Annotated in this window: 13 protein-coding genes; 7 read left to right on the forward strand and 6 right to left on the reverse strand. The window is 59.8% G+C overall.

Annotated features, from left to right (window positions below; genetic code table 11):
• Nucleotides 1-49 precede the first annotated feature (49 nt).
• From acpA to ACIPZE_RS26755, 3 genes are all read left to right on the forward strand, one after another.
• On the forward strand, nucleotides 50-1,750 hold the full coding sequence (gene acpA, locus ACIPZE_RS26745) for an acid phosphatase (RefSeq protein WP_400776396.1): 1,701 nt from the start codon (nucleotides 50-52) through the stop codon (nucleotides 1,748-1,750).
• Between the two features lie 119 nt (nucleotides 1,751-1,869).
• A complete protein-coding gene (locus tag ACIPZE_RS26750; protein ID WP_129395514.1) occupies nucleotides 1,870-3,066 on the forward strand; it encodes a hypothetical protein in 1,197 nt (398 codons plus the stop codon).
• A gap of 178 nt (nucleotides 3,067-3,244) precedes the next feature.
• Entirely contained in the window at nucleotides 3,245-3,757 is a 513-nt protein-coding gene (locus ACIPZE_RS26755; RefSeq protein ID WP_400776398.1) for an SET domain-containing protein-lysine N-methyltransferase, read from the forward strand.
• A gap of 14 nt (nucleotides 3,758-3,771) precedes the next feature.
• Here the strand turns inward: ACIPZE_RS26755 and can are convergent, their stop codons facing one another.
• Nucleotides 3,772-4,416: a carbonate dehydratase gene (gene can / locus ACIPZE_RS26760; RefSeq protein WP_053123831.1), complete on the reverse strand. Its 645-nt coding sequence runs from the start codon at nucleotides 4,414-4,416 to the stop codon at nucleotides 3,772-3,774.
• A gap of 141 nt (nucleotides 4,417-4,557) precedes the next feature.
• Here can and ACIPZE_RS26765 point away from each other — a divergent pair, with 141 nt between their 5' ends.
• A complete protein-coding gene (locus tag ACIPZE_RS26765; protein WP_400776401.1) occupies nucleotides 4,558-4,962 on the forward strand; it encodes a serine kinase/phosphatase in 405 nt (134 codons plus the stop codon).
• Between the two features lie 130 nt (nucleotides 4,963-5,092).
• Here ACIPZE_RS26765 and rimI read toward each other — a convergent pair whose 3' ends face one another.
• Both rimI and ACIPZE_RS26775 read right to left on the reverse strand, forming a co-directional pair.
• On the reverse strand, nucleotides 5,093-5,545 hold the full coding sequence (gene rimI, locus ACIPZE_RS26770) for a ribosomal protein S18-alanine N-acetyltransferase (protein WP_129395517.1): 453 nt from the start codon (nucleotides 5,543-5,545) through the stop codon (nucleotides 5,093-5,095).
• Nucleotides 5,538-6,284 (reverse strand): energy transducer TonB, encoded by a 747-nt coding sequence (locus ACIPZE_RS26775; RefSeq protein ID WP_283439494.1) that lies wholly within the window; start codon nucleotides 6,282-6,284, stop codon nucleotides 5,538-5,540. The genes rimI and ACIPZE_RS26775 overlap by 8 nt, the downstream gene beginning before the upstream one ends.
• 233 nt (nucleotides 6,285-6,517) lie before the next feature.
• On the opposite strand from ACIPZE_RS26775, the gene mksB reads away from it, so the two are divergent.
• The 3 genes from mksB to mksF are packed head-to-tail and all read left to right on the forward strand — an operon-like array spanning nucleotide 6,518 to nucleotide 11,323.
• Nucleotides 6,518-7,795: an Mks condensin complex protein MksB gene (gene mksB, locus ACIPZE_RS26780; protein WP_400776404.1), complete on the forward strand. Its 1,278-nt coding sequence runs from the start codon at nucleotides 6,518-6,520 to the stop codon at nucleotides 7,793-7,795.
• Nucleotides 7,785-8,486 (forward strand): Mks condensin complex protein MksE, encoded by a 702-nt coding sequence (gene mksE, locus ACIPZE_RS26785; protein WP_034156067.1) that lies wholly within the window; start codon nucleotides 7,785-7,787, stop codon nucleotides 8,484-8,486. The genes mksB and mksE overlap by 11 nt, the downstream gene beginning before the upstream one ends.
• On the forward strand, nucleotides 8,483-11,323 hold the full coding sequence (mksF, locus tag ACIPZE_RS26790) for an Mks condensin complex protein MksF (RefSeq protein ID WP_129395519.1): 2,841 nt from the start codon (nucleotides 8,483-8,485) through the stop codon (nucleotides 11,321-11,323). The genes mksE and mksF overlap by 4 nt, the downstream gene beginning before the upstream one ends.
• A 186-nt stretch (nucleotides 11,324-11,509) precedes the next feature.
• On the opposite strand, the gene ACIPZE_RS26795 is transcribed toward mksF, so the two are convergent.
• The 3 genes from ACIPZE_RS26795 to ACIPZE_RS26805 are packed head-to-tail and all read right to left on the reverse strand — an operon-like array spanning nucleotide 11,510 to nucleotide 15,075.
• Nucleotides 11,510-13,813: an intermembrane transport protein PqiB gene (locus ACIPZE_RS26795; RefSeq protein ID WP_400776408.1), complete on the reverse strand. Its 2,304-nt coding sequence runs from the start codon at nucleotides 13,811-13,813 to the stop codon at nucleotides 11,510-11,512.
• Nucleotides 13,806-14,429, reverse strand: a complete 624-nt coding sequence (locus ACIPZE_RS26800; protein WP_283439465.1) for a paraquat-inducible protein A — start codon at nucleotides 14,427-14,429, stop codon at nucleotides 13,806-13,808. The genes ACIPZE_RS26795 and ACIPZE_RS26800 overlap by 8 nt, the downstream gene beginning before the upstream one ends.
• Nucleotides 14,416-15,075, reverse strand: coding sequence for a paraquat-inducible protein A (locus tag ACIPZE_RS26805; RefSeq protein WP_283439466.1), 660 nt, complete (start codon nucleotides 15,073-15,075; stop codon nucleotides 14,416-14,418). Before ACIPZE_RS26805 ends, ACIPZE_RS26800 begins: the two co-directional genes overlap by 14 nt.
• Nucleotides 15,076-15,268: the final 193 nt, after the last annotated feature.

The following is a 15,268-nucleotide window of genomic DNA, read 5'->3' on the forward strand; positions in this document are numbered from 1 at the left end:
GCGTCCGCCCGAAACATACTGAAACATTTAAGTAAAAACGGGCTGAGACATGATCGACGATACAGACGGCACCGACACATCTTCCCTTGATTCCGATAATCCCACCGACACCAGTCGCCGCCGCTTCCTCGGCGGCGTCGCGGTGCTCGGTGTCGGTGCGACTCTGGCCGGGTGTGGCAACGCCAGCGATCAACCCGGCACACCGGTCGAGCGCCCGCTAACGCCAACCGAGCTGGACAAGGCCCTGCGCGATCAGGTGAAAACCGTGGTGGTGATTTACGCCGAGAACCGCAGTTTCAATAACCTGTTCGGCGATTTTCCCGGCGTCGAAAAACCGCTGTCAGCACTCAAGCCTGCCGAATACCAGCAACGTGATCGCGACGGCTCGCTGCTGCAAACCCTGCCACCCGTCTGGGGCGGTACGTTGCAGATCGGCCCGCAAATGCTCGATGGCGTGACTTACCCCAGCGCCACGCAGTTTCAGGAAAACCTGCCCAACGCACCGTTCGCCCTCAAAGGCCCGAACGGTGAGGACTTGCCGTTCGGTCTGGTAACGCGCGACCTGTGGCATGTGTTTTATCAAAACCAGATGCAGATCAATGGCGGCAAGAACGATGGTTTCGTCGCGTGGGCCGACTCCGGTGGCCTGACCATGGGCCATTACGCGCAGAGCCGATATTCCCTGCGCCTGTGGGACGTCGCGCAGGAATTCGTGCTGTGCGATAACTTCTTCCAGGGCGCTTTCGGTGGCTCGTTCCTCAACCACCAATACCTGATCAGCGCCACCGCGCCGTTTTATCCGGATGTGGCCAGTTCGGTGGCCAAGTCGCAGATTGCTGCGTTGCAGAGTGACGATCCGAAAGATTCGCGCCTCAAACCGCTGGAACAATCCCCTGCCAGCGCCATGACCGGCCCACCGCAGTTCGGCCCGAGTGCGTTGACTCCGGACGGTTTCGGCGTCAACACCCTCGCCCCGCCTTACTGGCCGACGTGGATTCGCGACCCTGAGCATCCGGCCTATTCCAAGCCCGATCTGCCCAACGTCATGGTGCCGCAGACTCACGAACACATTGGCGACAAGCTGTCGAAAAAGAACATCGATTGGGCGTGGTATGCCGGCGCGTGGCAAGCGACGCTGGAGCAGTTCAAGGATTCCGGCGGCATCCCGAAAATCCCCAATTTTCAGTATCACCACCAGCCGTTCAACTACTTCAAACAGCAAGGCCCGGAAAACCCGGACGAGCGTAACAAGCGCCTGCGCGATGCCGGTCTGGGCGACGAGTCGAGCAGCAATAAATTCTTTGCCGATGCCGAGGCTGGCAAATTGCCGGCCGTCAGCTTCTACAAGCCTCAGGGCAACCTGAACATGCACGCCGGTTATGCCGACGTGGCGTCCGGGGATCGACACATCGTCCGCGCATTGAAAGTGCTGCGCGAAAGCCCGCAGTGGCAAAACATGGTGGTGATCGTCACCGTTGACGAGAACGGCGGCTGGTGGGATCACGTTGCGCCGCCCAAGGGTGACCGCTGGGGGCCGGGTTCACGCGTGCCGGCGCTGGTGGTGTCACCGTTTGCGCGCAAGGGCACGGTGGATCACACGGTCTACGACACCGCGTCGATCCTGCGGCTGATTACCCGGGTATTCCAACTGGAAACGCTCGATGGTCTCAAGCAGCGCGATGACGCGATGATCGCCCGTGGTCAGAAACCGCTGGGCGATCTGACCAACGCCCTGCATTTTCACGCCTGAAATCGAGTCCTGCACAGCGCTGAAAAAAACTCCCGATGACGGCTTCTCTGCGCCACACGGCTGATCCACTATGAGGCGCCCCCGACCGACGGGGAACCCACGCTGAAAAGGATCTGAGCATGTTCAAACTCGCAGGACTCATCCCCGCCACACTGGCCCCTACCGCACTGGCCCTCGCCGCGCTCACGCTGAGCGCGGCCGTCCACGCCGATGTCGATTTGAAACTGGGCAGCACCGAACGCGTCACCCGCCTCTTCGCTTACCCCAACAACTGTAATGTGATCTGCTTCCGTAACTGGACGCTGGAGCAGACCGTCGCCCATTACCTGACCCAGAGCGTACAGCGCGACGGTTATGCCGCAGCGAAAGTTCTGGTGAAAACCGATAACGGCCAGCTCTACGCTGAAATCAGTGGCGTGCCGAAAGGCTATGACAAACCGTTGTCGGCGTTGCTCGACGCCGGTGATCTGGCCTACACCGGCGCCAGCAAGCTCAACGCCGACGGCAAGTGGGCGTACAGCTGGTACTTGTTCCTGCCGCTGGGCATGGCCCTGGAAAATCGCAAAAGCGTCGAGTTGCTGCACTTCCCGCCGGACTATTCATTGACTCAAGCGCAGGATTATCTGCGCTCCAACACCACCGATCGCTGGGCCGCGCTGCTCACCGACAACGGTATTCCGGCTGACCAGACGCCAGCGTTCCAGACCATCATCGACATCGCCCCGATCGCCGCGCCGTCCAGTGCAGGCAAGGATCTGGAAGGCGTCTATGACTACTTCAAGGACTACCAGACCACGCTGGTCAAACAGTTCAGCCAGACTACCGCCGGCACAACTTTGCCGATGGTCGCGTTCGGTGCGCCGGTGCGCAACTGGATCAAGCAGCAATACGGGCCGACGGTAAACGTACTGGGCCTGGCGACCATCAGCCCGAGCGAAGGCGTGAAAGTGCCGGTATTGGGTTCCAACCACCCGAGCTACATCTGGTACGCCGCCGACCCGGCGAGCTACGACGGTGACGAGGCCAAGGCCGATGCAGCCGGTCTGAAGGTCATGGGCCAGGATCTGAGCGCCGCCTGCTGGCAGGCCGGCATGGGAGGTAAACCGGGGAGCAATGCACAAACCACGCTCAACAACTGCATGCAAACCTGGCAGGTGACGCAGAAAGTCAAAACCTGCGAGCTGTTCTACACCTCGATCCGCGACCTGAGCGCAGATCAGGCGGCTGCCAAATGTGCAACGCCACCGATCAAGGCGCAGTTGCAGCAACTCAAGAGCGCATTACCCGCCGCCGCCATTCCCGCCCCACATCTGTAACCGGCGATAGCTCTTTCCCGTGTCAGCCTTTGCTGACGCGGGAATACGCCCATTTCGCCTGTCAGATCTGACAGTAGACCCGTGCTGGCGCATACACGAAAATTGGATCCACAACCCGTTGCAGGACTGACATGACGTCAGCCAAAGGAAGTCGCAGCCCCTGACAACAAGGATCGTTATGAACAGCCACGCAATCGCCAGCGAGCCTCGCGATACCGAAGGGATTTACCCGTTCGCCGGCCTGCCGGTGCGCCTCGGCTTTCCGTCGAGCAACGACTTCGAAATTGTTCACGATATCCACGGCCATGCCATGGCCATCGCGGCGCGCCGGGATTTTCTGCGTAGCCGGCGCCTGTGCCGGGTGTCCGGGCAACTGCTGCCCTATCGGTGTCGCCAGACGCGACAACTGCTCTCCGGCATCCACGTCTACGACCCGCGCTTTTGCGGGCTGCTGGAACACGCCTGCGACCCGAACGTATTTCTCGACATGAGCGAGCTGTGGCTGTGGGCGTTGAAAGATATCCACAGGGGCGAACGGCTGACCATCGATTACGCCGCCACCGAAGACAAACTGCTGCAGCAGTTCGCCTGCGGTTGCGGCTCGAAACAGTGTCGCGGGTGGATCACCGGTTACGACGAACCACCCAGTATCGAAGGCCACGCCTATCTACAACGCTGGCGGAGCCACTAGCGTCGAATCGCAGTTTACGGCGCGCCGACCGGACGCAAACGATACTGCGGCGGCAATTGTTCGAAACCGCTGATGGTGGTGTTCAGACTTTTCCAGCGACCGTCCTTGATGCCGTAGATGCACCCGTGGATCGACAGGCTCTGCCCGCGATGCCAGGCGTTCTGGATGATGCTGGTGTGGGCGACATTGGCCACTTGCTGGATCACGTTGAGCTCGCACATGCGATCAACCTGCTCCTCTTCGGTCGGCAACTTGGCCAGCTCTTCGCGTTTTTCGTAGTACAGATCGCGGATCGAACGCAGCCAGCCGTCGATCAGGCCGAACTGGCGATCCTGCATCGAGGCGCGCACACCGCCGCAGCCGTAGTGGCCGGTGACGAGGATGTGTTTGACCTTGAGCACGTCGACCGCGTACTGGATCACCGACAGGCAGTTGAGGTCAGTGTGCAGCACCACATTGGCGACGTTGCGGTGTACGAACAGATCGCCCGGCAGCATGCCGACGATTTCGTTGGCCGGCACACGTGCGTCGGAACAGCCGATCCACAGATATTCCGGCGTTTGCTGGCGCGCCAGCTTGGCGAAGAAATCCGGGTCTTCCTTGGTGATCGCGTCAGCCCAACGCTCGTTGTTATCAATCAGGTCTTGTAAGTCATGCATGCTGTAAGGCCTCAAGAAAGATGCGCTGGTATGACAGTCGACCGCCCGTCGGGGTCACGCTTGAGCCGAAAGTGATTTCGTGGGAATTCTCGTGTGCCCGGTGAGTCCACCTAAGTAAGGCCCACAGTATGAGGATTTGCCATGACTGATTCACGACGCCCTTACGATGCGGTGCAACCGGAGCCCATCGATGATAACGAAGACCGCATGGGTTCGGTGCATGAGCTGGATTTCGATGAAGACGAGCCCAGCGCGAAAATCGGTGATGAAATCCCGCAGCGTGAACGCGAGCAGTTGATGCCCAATGAGCGCGTGCGTGAGGCGGGCATGACCGGGGCTTCGGTCAGTGATCATGAGCCGACGGACGATGACATGAGCCCGGAAACGCTGATTCATGAAGATGGCGCGCGGGATGCCGAGGAAGCGGGTCAAGGCAATCAGGCAGATTGGGATTTGAGCATCGTCGATGAGGATGACATCGGCGGCGGCAATGGCCTGGATGAGGCAGAGCTGGCGCGGCGCGATCCGCTGGATGGCAACCGTTGATTATTGTTGCCTTAACGGACGCTTTCGCGAGCAAGCCCGCTCCCACATTGGAATTGAGTCGTTCACAAACATTGTGATCAACACAAAACCCATGTGGGAGCGGGCTTGCTCGCGAAGCTTTTAAAGACGTTCAGTCAACCAGGGTGCAGGCCATGACCACGGCATCTTCGCGCCCGCCCACCGCCGGATAATAATCCCGACGCCGGCCAATCTCGTTGAAGCCATAGCGCTCGTACAGGCGAAACGCCGAACGATTGCTGTCGCGCACTTCCAGGAAACACTCCCGCGCCTGCGCCGCATACGCGCGCGACATCAGGTGCTCAAGCAGCGTCAGGCCCAAGCCGCGCCCCTGATTCTCCGGTTTGACGGTGATGTTGAGCAGGTGCGCTTCATCGAGAATGATCTGCACCACACCGTGGCCAACCTGTTGCTCGCCTTCGAACATCAGCCAGATCTGGTACTTGCCGAGGCCGTCGAGAAAAATCCCGCGGGTCCACGGATGGCTGTACGCAGCGAATTCAATCTTCAGCACAGCGTCCAGATCCGCCTCGATCATCGGGCGGAAGGTTACAGCGTCACTCATTGATTTCTTTCCAGCGCGCCATCAGCCGACGCATGGCTTGCCACACAGCGGCTTTGCGCTGTGGCTCTTCCATTAACAACTCCAGACCGGGAACGGCCCAGGCCGAGCCCAGACCCTCGATCTGCAATTCACGATTGAATGCTTCAGCATCCGCCTCACCGGCAAAGCGCACCGCCGGCAGGCCGATCAGCCAGAGACAGGCGCACGGCGCCGCTTCCATTTGCACCGAGAGGAACCCCTGGACGAAGTCGCGCGCCGCTTCCGGCCCCTGATCCATGGTGCCGCGATTGAGCCACGGCCAACGCACCGGCTCGCCGACGATCTGCGGCGCATCCGGCAGACCAGCGGCGCGCAGCATGTCTTTCAGCAGCAAATACGCCGGATCACGGCTCTGGAACGGTTCGCCTGTGGGTAACTCGACCAATAGCAGGCAGCGCCCGGCACGCAGCAATTGCAAAGCGAAACGTGGCGGTGGCACCGGCGCAGGTTTGGCGACGACTGGCGTGTCGTCAGCCTCTTGCGCGGGTTTGGCGTTGGTTCGCGTGCTGGCCAGCGAAGGGCGCGGCACTTCGATTTTCGGCCGTTCGCTCGGACGGGCGGTCGGTTGCACCGGCGCCTCGGCCTGCGGTGCAAGCACCATCGGCGCCTCTACCTCTGGCTCGGGCATGTCCAGCAGCTCGGGCCGCGACGGTGCGGCGAAAGGCAATTCGGTGCGCGGCAGCCAGTTGACCACCTGCATGGCGTTCAAATAGACGCGGCGGCGGGACTCGATTAGCAAAGGGTCGGCCACTTGTGGATAACTGAAGTGGGCTGATTCTACCGCCCTTCGTTCAAGATCGCTTGCTGTTGATCGATAGCCTTTACCGAAGCTCTCTCCCTTAGAAAATGCGACAGCCCGTCCCGAGAGTGAATCGCATCCTTCATGATGCAGTACAATCGCCGCTTTTCATTGCCAACCAGCCGGGCATTCCGATGATCGAACCCAAGCGCGTCTTGCGCGCCCTCGCTGAACACTGGGCACTTCTGGAGCCTTTGTGCGAGCACTTCGACCAAGGCACATTGAGCCTCAACGAACTGCGTACGCAACTGGCCGCCCAACAACTGGACAGCACGCCACAGGACATCACCAGCCTGCTCGACGTGTGGATTCGCCTCGATATTCTGATTCCGGTGGCGAAAAGCCCGAACCGTTTCGAGCTGAACGCGCAGATCCACGACTTCCTCGCTTACCTGCGGCGTGAACATCGCTTGGGCCTGTGCCTGGAAATCGAAGCCTATCTGCGCCACCTCGAGCGTCTGGCCGGTTACATCCAGGACGCGTTCGACATCCGCGACGGCCACGACCTCGCCCGCCAGTTGCGCTTGCTCGACATGCGCGTACGCGACGTGCTGAAGAAGCTCGACAACGACGAACAGGCGCTGGTGGCTGTGGCCGAACGCGCGAAGACCAGCGATCGACAGATTCCGCTGCGTCAGCGTTACGCCGAAGTGTTGGCGACGTGGGACGAATACGTCGAGCCGATGATCGATCTGGTGAACGCCGACGGCGCTTTCGAGCAAGGCGTACGCAAGGTCGAAACCGTGCTGCTGAAAATGCTCAGCGAACAGCAACGCCTCGGCCATCTGGTCGATGACGACATGCTGCTGCGCACCCACGCGCGCATCCTCGAAATGCAGACCAGCGCGCAACTGACCCTGCGTCATGCCCGCGAACTGCTGCTGCCGCTGCGTGAAGAAGCGCGCCGGCACAACGCCGTGACCCGTGGCGCCGCGCTCGCATTGGCCGCGATTCGCCGCAAAGGCATCGACGCCGTGCCGCAAGCGGCGATGCCGCTGTTCACCCGCCCGCAAAGTACCTTCCTCGGCAGCGCCAGTCAGGTCGAAGCCTACGTGTATGCGTTGGCGCGTTTCGAGCCGAAACCGGCACGCTTCCCGAAAGCGCACAAGACCCAGAAAGGTGAAGCCCCACGTGCCCCGCGCACCGTGCGCGAGATGCTCGACCGTTGCGAACAAGCCCTGCCGATGCCGGATCTGATGACCTGGCTGCTGGAGCAGGAACCGGACGGCGCCACCGACGAATTGCTCTATTGGTTCTCGCGCCTGTCGCGGGAAAAACGCTTCAAGCGCGAGCGTCTGGAACGCCGCGAATACCACACTCATGAGCACCAGGTCAGCCTGCGCTCCTTCGCCCTGCTCTCGGCCAGCGATAGCGCCGCCGAGAATTCTGCGAGCATCCCCAATGCATCTTGATCTTTCCGAACTGTCGCAACTCGCGCCGATCTTCCGCGAGCTGTTCAAGGGTTACCACGTCAGCCGCCGCGATCCGGAGCTGTACGCGCAACTGTCGAACTTCCAGGATCAGTACCGCACGCTGTTCAAGGCGTTGGGGTTTGAACTGGTCTGCGACACCCGTGGTTTCTACTACTTCGTACCGGACATGGCCGCTGCGGCGGTGAACAAGACTGCCCAGCGTCTGGCGTTGTTCACCTTCATCCTCGTCGAGCATCTGGCCGATCAGGGCCGTGACCCGATTGCCGTGCTCGATGGCGGCAGCCTCGGCCGCGAAGAGTTGCCGTCGCTGCTGGAGAAATACCGCGACCTGTTCATTCAGGCCGAAGTGCAGACCGTTGAAGAGCTCGAAGAAAAGATCATGCGCCGCATGACTCAACTGGGTTTCGCCGGCGAAGAAAACGGCGTGTATCGCTTCCTGCCGCCGATGCACCGTTTCCTCGACGTGTGCTTGTCGGTACAGCAAGACCGCGATCTGGCGGCCAGCGTGCACAGTGTATTGCCACTGCCGGCGCCGGTGCTGATCGACGAAGCGGCGGAAGCCAAATTCCTCGAAACCGACGATCCGCTCGATCTCACCGAATTCGATGAAGAGAGCGAAGAAGACGCACTGGCCCGCGCCATTGCCGAAGAACAGGAGTCCGACGCATGAGCCAGGAACGCTACGGCATCCGCCGCTTTGCCCTTTTGAACACCGCCGGTTACAGCCTCGGCCTGTTTCCGCTGGAAGAACCGTTGTCGGTCTACGGCGCAAACAACCTCGGTAAATCGGCGTCGATCAACGCCTTGCAGTTCCCGATCCTGGCGCGCATGTCGGACATGAGTTTCGGCAAGTACAGCCTCGAACAATCGCGGCGCTTCTACTTCGCTTCCGACACCAGTTACATCCTTGTCGAAGTGAATCTGCCGCACGGCCCGCACGTGATCGGCGTGGTCGGTCGTGGCCCGGGCGGTGGTTTCGGTCACCAGTTCTTCGCGTATGCCGGCAAGCTCGATCTGGCTCATTACCAGAAGAACGACACCTGCCTGCGTCAGAAAGAGCTGTTCAGCAATCTTGAGAAAGAAGGCCTGAAAGCCTACGAACTCAAGCCTGATGAGCTGCGTCGTTTGCTGGTGGGCGGTCACACCTCGATCCCGCTCGACCTGACGCTGATCCCGCTGCGCTCCACCAGCGAGCAGAGCCTGAAGACTTTCCGCGCGCTGTTCATCAACCTGCTGCACATGCGCGAAATCACCGCAGCCAAATTGAAGCAGTTGTTCCTCGATGCGTTCGAACACAGCCTGCGTTCCGGCAGCGTCGATTACATCGCCGCGTGCGAAGAAGCCTTCCGCGACGTGCGCCGCATGGAGCAGGACTATAACTCGCTGGTCGCGGCCGGCCCGTTGGTTGAGGCTTTGGCCAACGGCGTGAAACAGCGCGACGTGCTGCGCGGCAAACTGCATCGCCTGTCGCCGCTGCTCGATTCGTTGCTCGGTACCTGGTCGGATTACGCCAGTGCACGCAAAGAAGAGCTGACGATTCAGGCTGACCACTACCGTGGCGAGCAAGACAGTCTGCAAAACAATCAGCGCGGCGGTACTCAGGAACTGATGCGTCTGGAGCGGGAAATTTCCGGCATCCAGCGTTGGCTCGGCGAGCTGTCAGTGTTGAAAAATCGCTTCGCCCTGGTCGATGACGTCAAAGTACTCGAGCAACAATTGCTCGCAGCCAAAGACGCGCACGACGAACTGGCCGGTGCCCTGGCGCAATCGCGTCAGTTCAGCGCCGAAGATCTGGAAGAGCGCCTGCGCGATCTGGAAAAACGCCTGAAGTCGGTGAAGCAACAACTCGATCACGCCGACAACAACAGCTATGCCCGCCTGCGCGAAGAGTTCTCGCAACCCGACGTCGAACGGTTGATGCGTCTGTTCAACAGCGCACTGTTCAGCCTGCCGCTGGGCGAACACGGCATCACCCTCGACGAGGGTGGCGAATGGGTCAAATCCGTTGAGCTGATCCTCGACGGTTTCAAGGGCGAGCGCTTCGAAGTGCCGGGCCTGTCCATCGACATCTCGCACATCGAGCCACCGGCGCTGCAAGCACTGGCCGACCGTGCTGCGTTGCGCGATCAGAAAGAACGTCTGGACAAAGAGCTGAAACAGCTCAAGACCCAGCAGGCCGTTGCCGCTGACCGCGCCGCGAGCAAGACTCAGACTGAGGCGCTGTACCAGCAAGTGCTGGATGCGCAAAAGGCGTTGGAAGATTTCCGTCGCACGCAGACGTTGAGCGCCGAAGAAGGCGACAAGCTCGAGCAACTGGCGCAAATGGAAGGCGCGCAGGACGAACTCAAGCGTTCCAGCGATGCGTTCACCGAGCGCGTCCAGCAACTGTCGGCCAAGCTGCAACTGGTCGGCCGGCAGATCGCCGACATGGAGGCCAAGCAACGTACTCTCGACGATGCGCTGCGCCGTCGTCAGTTGCTGCCAGCGGATCTGCCGTTCGGTACGCCGTTCATGGATCCGGTCGACGATTCGATGGACAACCTGCTGCCGCTGCTCAACGACTATCAGGACAGCTGGCAAGGCTTGTTGCGCGCCGATGGCCAGATCGAAGCGCTGTACGCACAGGTGCGTCTGAAAGGCGTGGCCAAGTTCGACAGCGAAGACGACATGGAGCGCCGTCTGTCGCTGCTGATCAACGCTTACGCGCACCGTACCGATGAGGCGCTGACGCTGGGCAAGGCACGTCGTGCGGCGGTGACCGACATCGCCCGGACCCTGCGCAACATCCGCAGCGACTACGACAGCCTTGAGCACCAACTGGCGCTGTTCAACCGCGAGATCAACAAGCGTCAGGTCTCCAACCTGCAGAGTTTCCGTATTGTCCTTGCGCCGAACAAGGAAGCGCTCAAGCACATCGACCAGATCATCCACAGCGCCGGTCAGTACGAAGAAGGCGAAACCCTGTCGGTGTTCGACCTCAGCCAAAGCGCCGAGCAGGACAACAAGAACGAAGAGGCCAAGGAATACCTGGCGCGGTTGGTTGCGGCAAACCACAACCAGCTCGGCCTCAAAGACTTGTTCGAACTGGCATTCGAGATCACCAAGGTCAACGGCCAACCAGTTATCCACACCGACATCGATGGCGCGGCGTCCAACGGCACGACCATGACTATCAAGGCGCTGACCAACATGTACTTGTTGCTGCACTTGATGGATCGCGATCTGGCCGGGCGCGTACGCCTGCCGTACTACCTCGACGAGGCGGCGGACATCGACGAGAAGAACCAGGCAGCGCTGCTGGAAACCAGCCTGCAACTGGGCTTCGTGCCGATTCTGGCGAGTGTGAAGCCGCAGGTCTGCGCCAGTGTCGCGATTGACCTGGAAGGTGGTAGCGGGCCGGCGGGAATCTACATTGATGAGGCGGACTGGAAGTACATCCGTCGCCATGATGTGGTGAAGGCTACGGTGAATGTTGAAGCGGATGAACCGGAGCTGGATGCGGTTTGATCGGCGTTGACTGAAAGGCAATAAAAAGGGCCGCGATCTGTCTGGATCGCGGCCCTTTTTTTATGGCTTGAGATTTGTACTGAATTGGCTGGCCCTATCGCGAGCAGGCTCACTCCTACAGTTGGAATGCGTTCCCCTGTAGGAGTGAGCCTGCTCGCGATGGCGCCACTTCAGACACCGCAGGATTTACTTACCGAGCGAAATCTTCGGCGCCCACGTCAGCCACTCATCCTCAAACTTGTCGAACAACGGGAACGTCTGCTCCGCCCGCGCCTGGCTGCCCATGCGCTCGCCATCCGGCGTGGCAAAGGCAATGCCGCCCTGAATCGCCGTCTCCAGCGACTCGGTTCGCACCGTCAGCCCGTTGAACAAACCAATATCAAACCCTACGCCACTGGTGTTCCAGAACCGGCTACCGCTGCGCACCAACGGCGCATATTTCGGCTCGATCAAAATGTGCACCAACACACGATCCGCCGTCTGCCCCAGTTCATACCCCGTCACTTTACCCACAGTGATTTCGCGGTAAGTCACCGGCACACCCGGCTTCAGCGAACCACGACGGGCTGCGCTCAATACCAGACTCAGTCCCGCCTCTTGTTTGGTCACTTCCGGCGCATTAGCCAGGGCAACGAAGTTCTTCTGCGGCCCGAGGTTCTTCGCCGCTGGTTGCACTTCGATGTATTGCCCGGTCACCAGGGTTTCCAGGTTAGCTGTCTTGATCAGGCCCAATTCCGGTTTGACCACCCAGAACTGGCTGCCGACGCGGGCAATCTTCTCTGGCACTTCGGTGATGCGCGCGGTGAGGATGACCGATTGCAGATCGTCAGTCAGATCGACACTTTCAATCTTGCCGACATCCAGGCCTTTGAAACGAACCGGGGTGCCGCTGCGCAGACCGTCGGCGCGATCGACCTTGATCGTGACCACGGCGCCTTTCTGATTGGCGTCGTCATGGTTGGCAAACAAGCGGAAGCGCGGGATGCGTTTTTGCAATGGCGCCTTGGCTTGCGGCGTTTCGAAGGCGATGCCGCCGGCCATCAGGGTTTGCAGCGATTCGCTCTTCACCTGAATCCCGCCAGTCAAACCGCCGGTCAGGGTGACACCGCTGACATTCCAGAATCGCGTCGAGGCGTTGACCAGGTTTTCGTATTCCTTCTCGATGTGCACACCGACGATGATCTGCTTGCGCGTCTTCGAGAACTGGTAGCTCTGCACCGAACCGACCTTGACCTGCTTGTACAGAATCGGACTGCCGACATCGATCGAGCCGAGGGTGTCGGTGAACAGCACCAGGTGCAGGCCCGGTGAACGCAGATCCAGCGGCGGCGCTTTTGGTCGTGCTTCGAACTCACGCTTCGGCGCAGCGCCTTTGTCACCTGGGCGTACGGCGATGTAGTTACCCTTAACCAGCGCTTCGAGCCCGGTGATGCCCGCCAGGGAAATCGACGGTTTGACCACCCAGAACTGCGTGCCATCGACCAGATAATCTTCGGCGAGTGGATCAAGAGTCAGCTCGGCCGTGGCGCTGTTCAGATCGGGATCGACCTTCAGTGCTTTCAGGTTGCCGACCTGAATGCCTTTGTACATCACCGGCGTGCGTCCGGCTTGCAGGCCTTCGAAGTCGCTGAGTTTGACCTTCACGCGAATCCCGGCAGCGGCGGCGTCGAAGTCTTCATAGAGACGGAACGGCAGGCTCGGATCGGTCGGCGGGCTGTCTTTGCGATTCTCCGGCGTGGCGAAGGCGATACCGCCCGCTACGATGCTGGCCAGCGATTCGCTGCGCACTTTCACACCGGACAGGTTGGCGTCGATGCTGATGCCGCTGGCGTTCCAGAAACGCGTGTGTTTACGCACGAGTTTGGCGTAGGTCGGTTCGATGAAGACCTTGAGTTCAACGGTACTTTGGTCTTCCGAGAGCAGGTAGCTTTTAACCTGACCGACCTTGATCTGCTTGTAGAACACCGGGCTGCCACGGCTCAATGAGCCGAGACGATCCGCCTTGATGGTCAGGTGCAGGCCAGGCTTGGCATCAGACAGCGGTGGCTCTTCGGAGAGCGCCTTGAACTTGCGCACAGGCTCGCCTTCGCCGGGACTGATGGCGACATAGTTACCGGACACCAGCGTTTCCAGCCCGGTGATCCCGGCCAGAGTCACGCTCGGTTTGACCAGCCAGAAACGCGTGCTGGTCTTGAGGTATTGCTCGACGTCCTTGTTCATCTCGACGGTGGCAATCACGCCTTTGGAGTTGCCCTCGTCATCGAGCTTGAGTGCCTTGACCTTACCGACCGACATGCCTTTGTACATGACCTCGGTCTTGTTGGCCTGGATGCCCTCACCGCTTTCAAAGCGGATCTGGATCTCGATACCGGTTTCGGAATAGGCACGCCAGCCGAGCCACCCGCCGATGATCAGCGCGATCAGAGGCAGTACCCAAATGGCAGACCAGTTCGAGGCCGGTCGGGTTTTCGCTACGGGCAAATCAGTCATGGTCGTCGTCCGACTCCGTGTTATCCCAAATCAGTCGGGGATCGAAAGTTACTGCGGCGAGCATCGTCAGAATCACCACACTGGCGAAGGCGATGGCGCCAAGATTGGCTTCGACACTGGCAAGCCGGCCGAAGTTGACGACCGCCACGAGAATGGCGATCACAAAAATATCGAGCATCGACCAGCGACCGATGAACTCGATGAAGCGGTACATCCAGATGCGCTGACGAGCCGACAATGGCTGGCGTCGTTGCACCGAAAACAGCAGCAGCGCGATGCCCACCAGTTTGAAGGTCGGCACAAGGATACTGGCGATGAACACCACGGCGGCAATGGGAATCATGCCGTGCTGCACCAACTGGATCACGCCGGACATGATCGTGCTCGGATCGCCCTGCCCCAAAGAACTGACAGTCATGATCGGCAAGACGTTGGCCGGAATATAGATGATCGCCGCGGTGATCAGCAGCGCCCATGTGCGCACCAGACTGTTCGGACGCCGGGCGTGAACCAGCGCTCCGCAGCGCGTGCAAGTCTGCTCGTCGGTACCCGCTTCCTGTTTATTCAGTTCGTGACATTCGGTACACACCAGAATGCCCGCATCAATCGCCCGCATGAGCGTCCTCTCCTGATAACGCCTGCCAGATCTGATGCGGTGACATCACCACTTCCAGCCAGACCTGCACCAACAACAATCCGAGGAAACATGCCAAGCCCAGACCTACGGTAATGGCGGCCATGTCCGCCAGTTTGACGATCGCCACCAACACGCCCATGAGGTAAACCTCAAGCATTCCCCAGTCTTTGAGGTGGTGATAGATACGGTAAAGCAGCAGGCCGTAGCTGCGGCCGACATTGAAGCGAATCGTCAGCAAAACGAACAACTGGCACAGCAACTTGAGCAGCGGTATGGCCATGCTGCACAGGAATACGACAATCGAAACGCCCTGCATGTCAGTGTTGAACAGGCCGAGAACGCCGCTCCAGACCGTATCCTGCGAGGATTGTCCGAGGATATTGAGTTGCATGATGGGTAAAAAGTTTGCCGGGATGTACAACAATAACGCTGCAATTACCAAGGCAAGGCTGCGCTGCACCACGTTATGGCGGTGGGCATACAACTCGTAACCGCAGCGAGGGCAGAGGGCTTTCTCGCCGTGGGCAAGCGTTGGCTTGCGCATCAGCAGGTCGCACTCGTGACAGGCCACCAAGTCTTCCAGCGGTAAATCTGACAGCCCTGGGGCGTCAACCGACTCTGACATAAAGGCTCTGGCTCCGAATAAGGTGGGGCTATTCTAGTGTTCTGATTCGAAAATAACTGTGCAAATTTGTTCGCTGTCGCGAGCAAAACTTTTTCGCAGGCAAAACAAAACCCCAACTGCTTTCGCAATTGGGGTTTCGGAATTTAATCTTGACGATGACCTACTCTCACATGGGGAAACCCCACACTACCAT

It is taken from the genome of Pseudomonas sp. NPDC089741 (assembly GCF_044748825.1).
GTDB lineage: Bacteria > Pseudomonadota > Gammaproteobacteria > Pseudomonadales > Pseudomonadaceae > Aquipseudomonas > Aquipseudomonas helmanticensis.

Coding starts and splice junctions, on each gene's coding strand:
- acpA (WP_400776396.1), top strand. CDS start 50: ATGATCGACGATACAGACGGCACCGACACATCTTCCCTTGATTCCGAT.
- ACIPZE_RS26750 (WP_129395514.1), top strand. CDS start 1,870: ATGTTCAAACTCGCAGGACTCATCCCCGCCACACTGGCCCCTACCGCA.
- ACIPZE_RS26755 (WP_400776398.1), top strand. CDS start 3,245: ATGAACAGCCACGCAATCGCCAGCGAGCCTCGCGATACCGAAGGGATT.
- can (WP_053123831.1), bottom strand. CDS start 4,416: ATGCATGACTTACAAGACCTGATTGATAACAACGAGCGTTGGGCTGAC.
- ACIPZE_RS26765 (WP_400776401.1), top strand. CDS start 4,558: ATGACTGATTCACGACGCCCTTACGATGCGGTGCAACCGGAGCCCATC.
- rimI (WP_129395517.1), bottom strand. CDS start 5,545: ATGAGTGACGCTGTAACCTTCCGCCCGATGATCGAGGCGGATCTGGAC.
- ACIPZE_RS26775 (WP_283439494.1), bottom strand. CDS start 6,284: ATGCAGGTGGTCAACTGGCTGCCGCGCACCGAATTGCCTTTCGCCGCA.
- mksB (WP_400776404.1), top strand. CDS start 6,518: ATGATCGAACCCAAGCGCGTCTTGCGCGCCCTCGCTGAACACTGGGCA.
- mksE (WP_034156067.1), top strand. CDS start 7,785: ATGCATCTTGATCTTTCCGAACTGTCGCAACTCGCGCCGATCTTCCGC.
- mksF (WP_129395519.1), top strand. CDS start 8,483: ATGAGCCAGGAACGCTACGGCATCCGCCGCTTTGCCCTTTTGAACACC.
- ACIPZE_RS26795 (WP_400776408.1), bottom strand. CDS start 13,813: ATGACTGATTTGCCCGTAGCGAAAACCCGACCGGCCTCGAACTGGTCT.
- ACIPZE_RS26800 (WP_283439465.1), bottom strand. CDS start 14,429: ATGCGGGCGATTGATGCGGGCATTCTGGTGTGTACCGAATGTCACGAA.
- ACIPZE_RS26805 (WP_283439466.1), bottom strand. CDS start 15,075: ATGTCAGAGTCGGTTGACGCCCCAGGGCTGTCAGATTTACCGCTGGAA.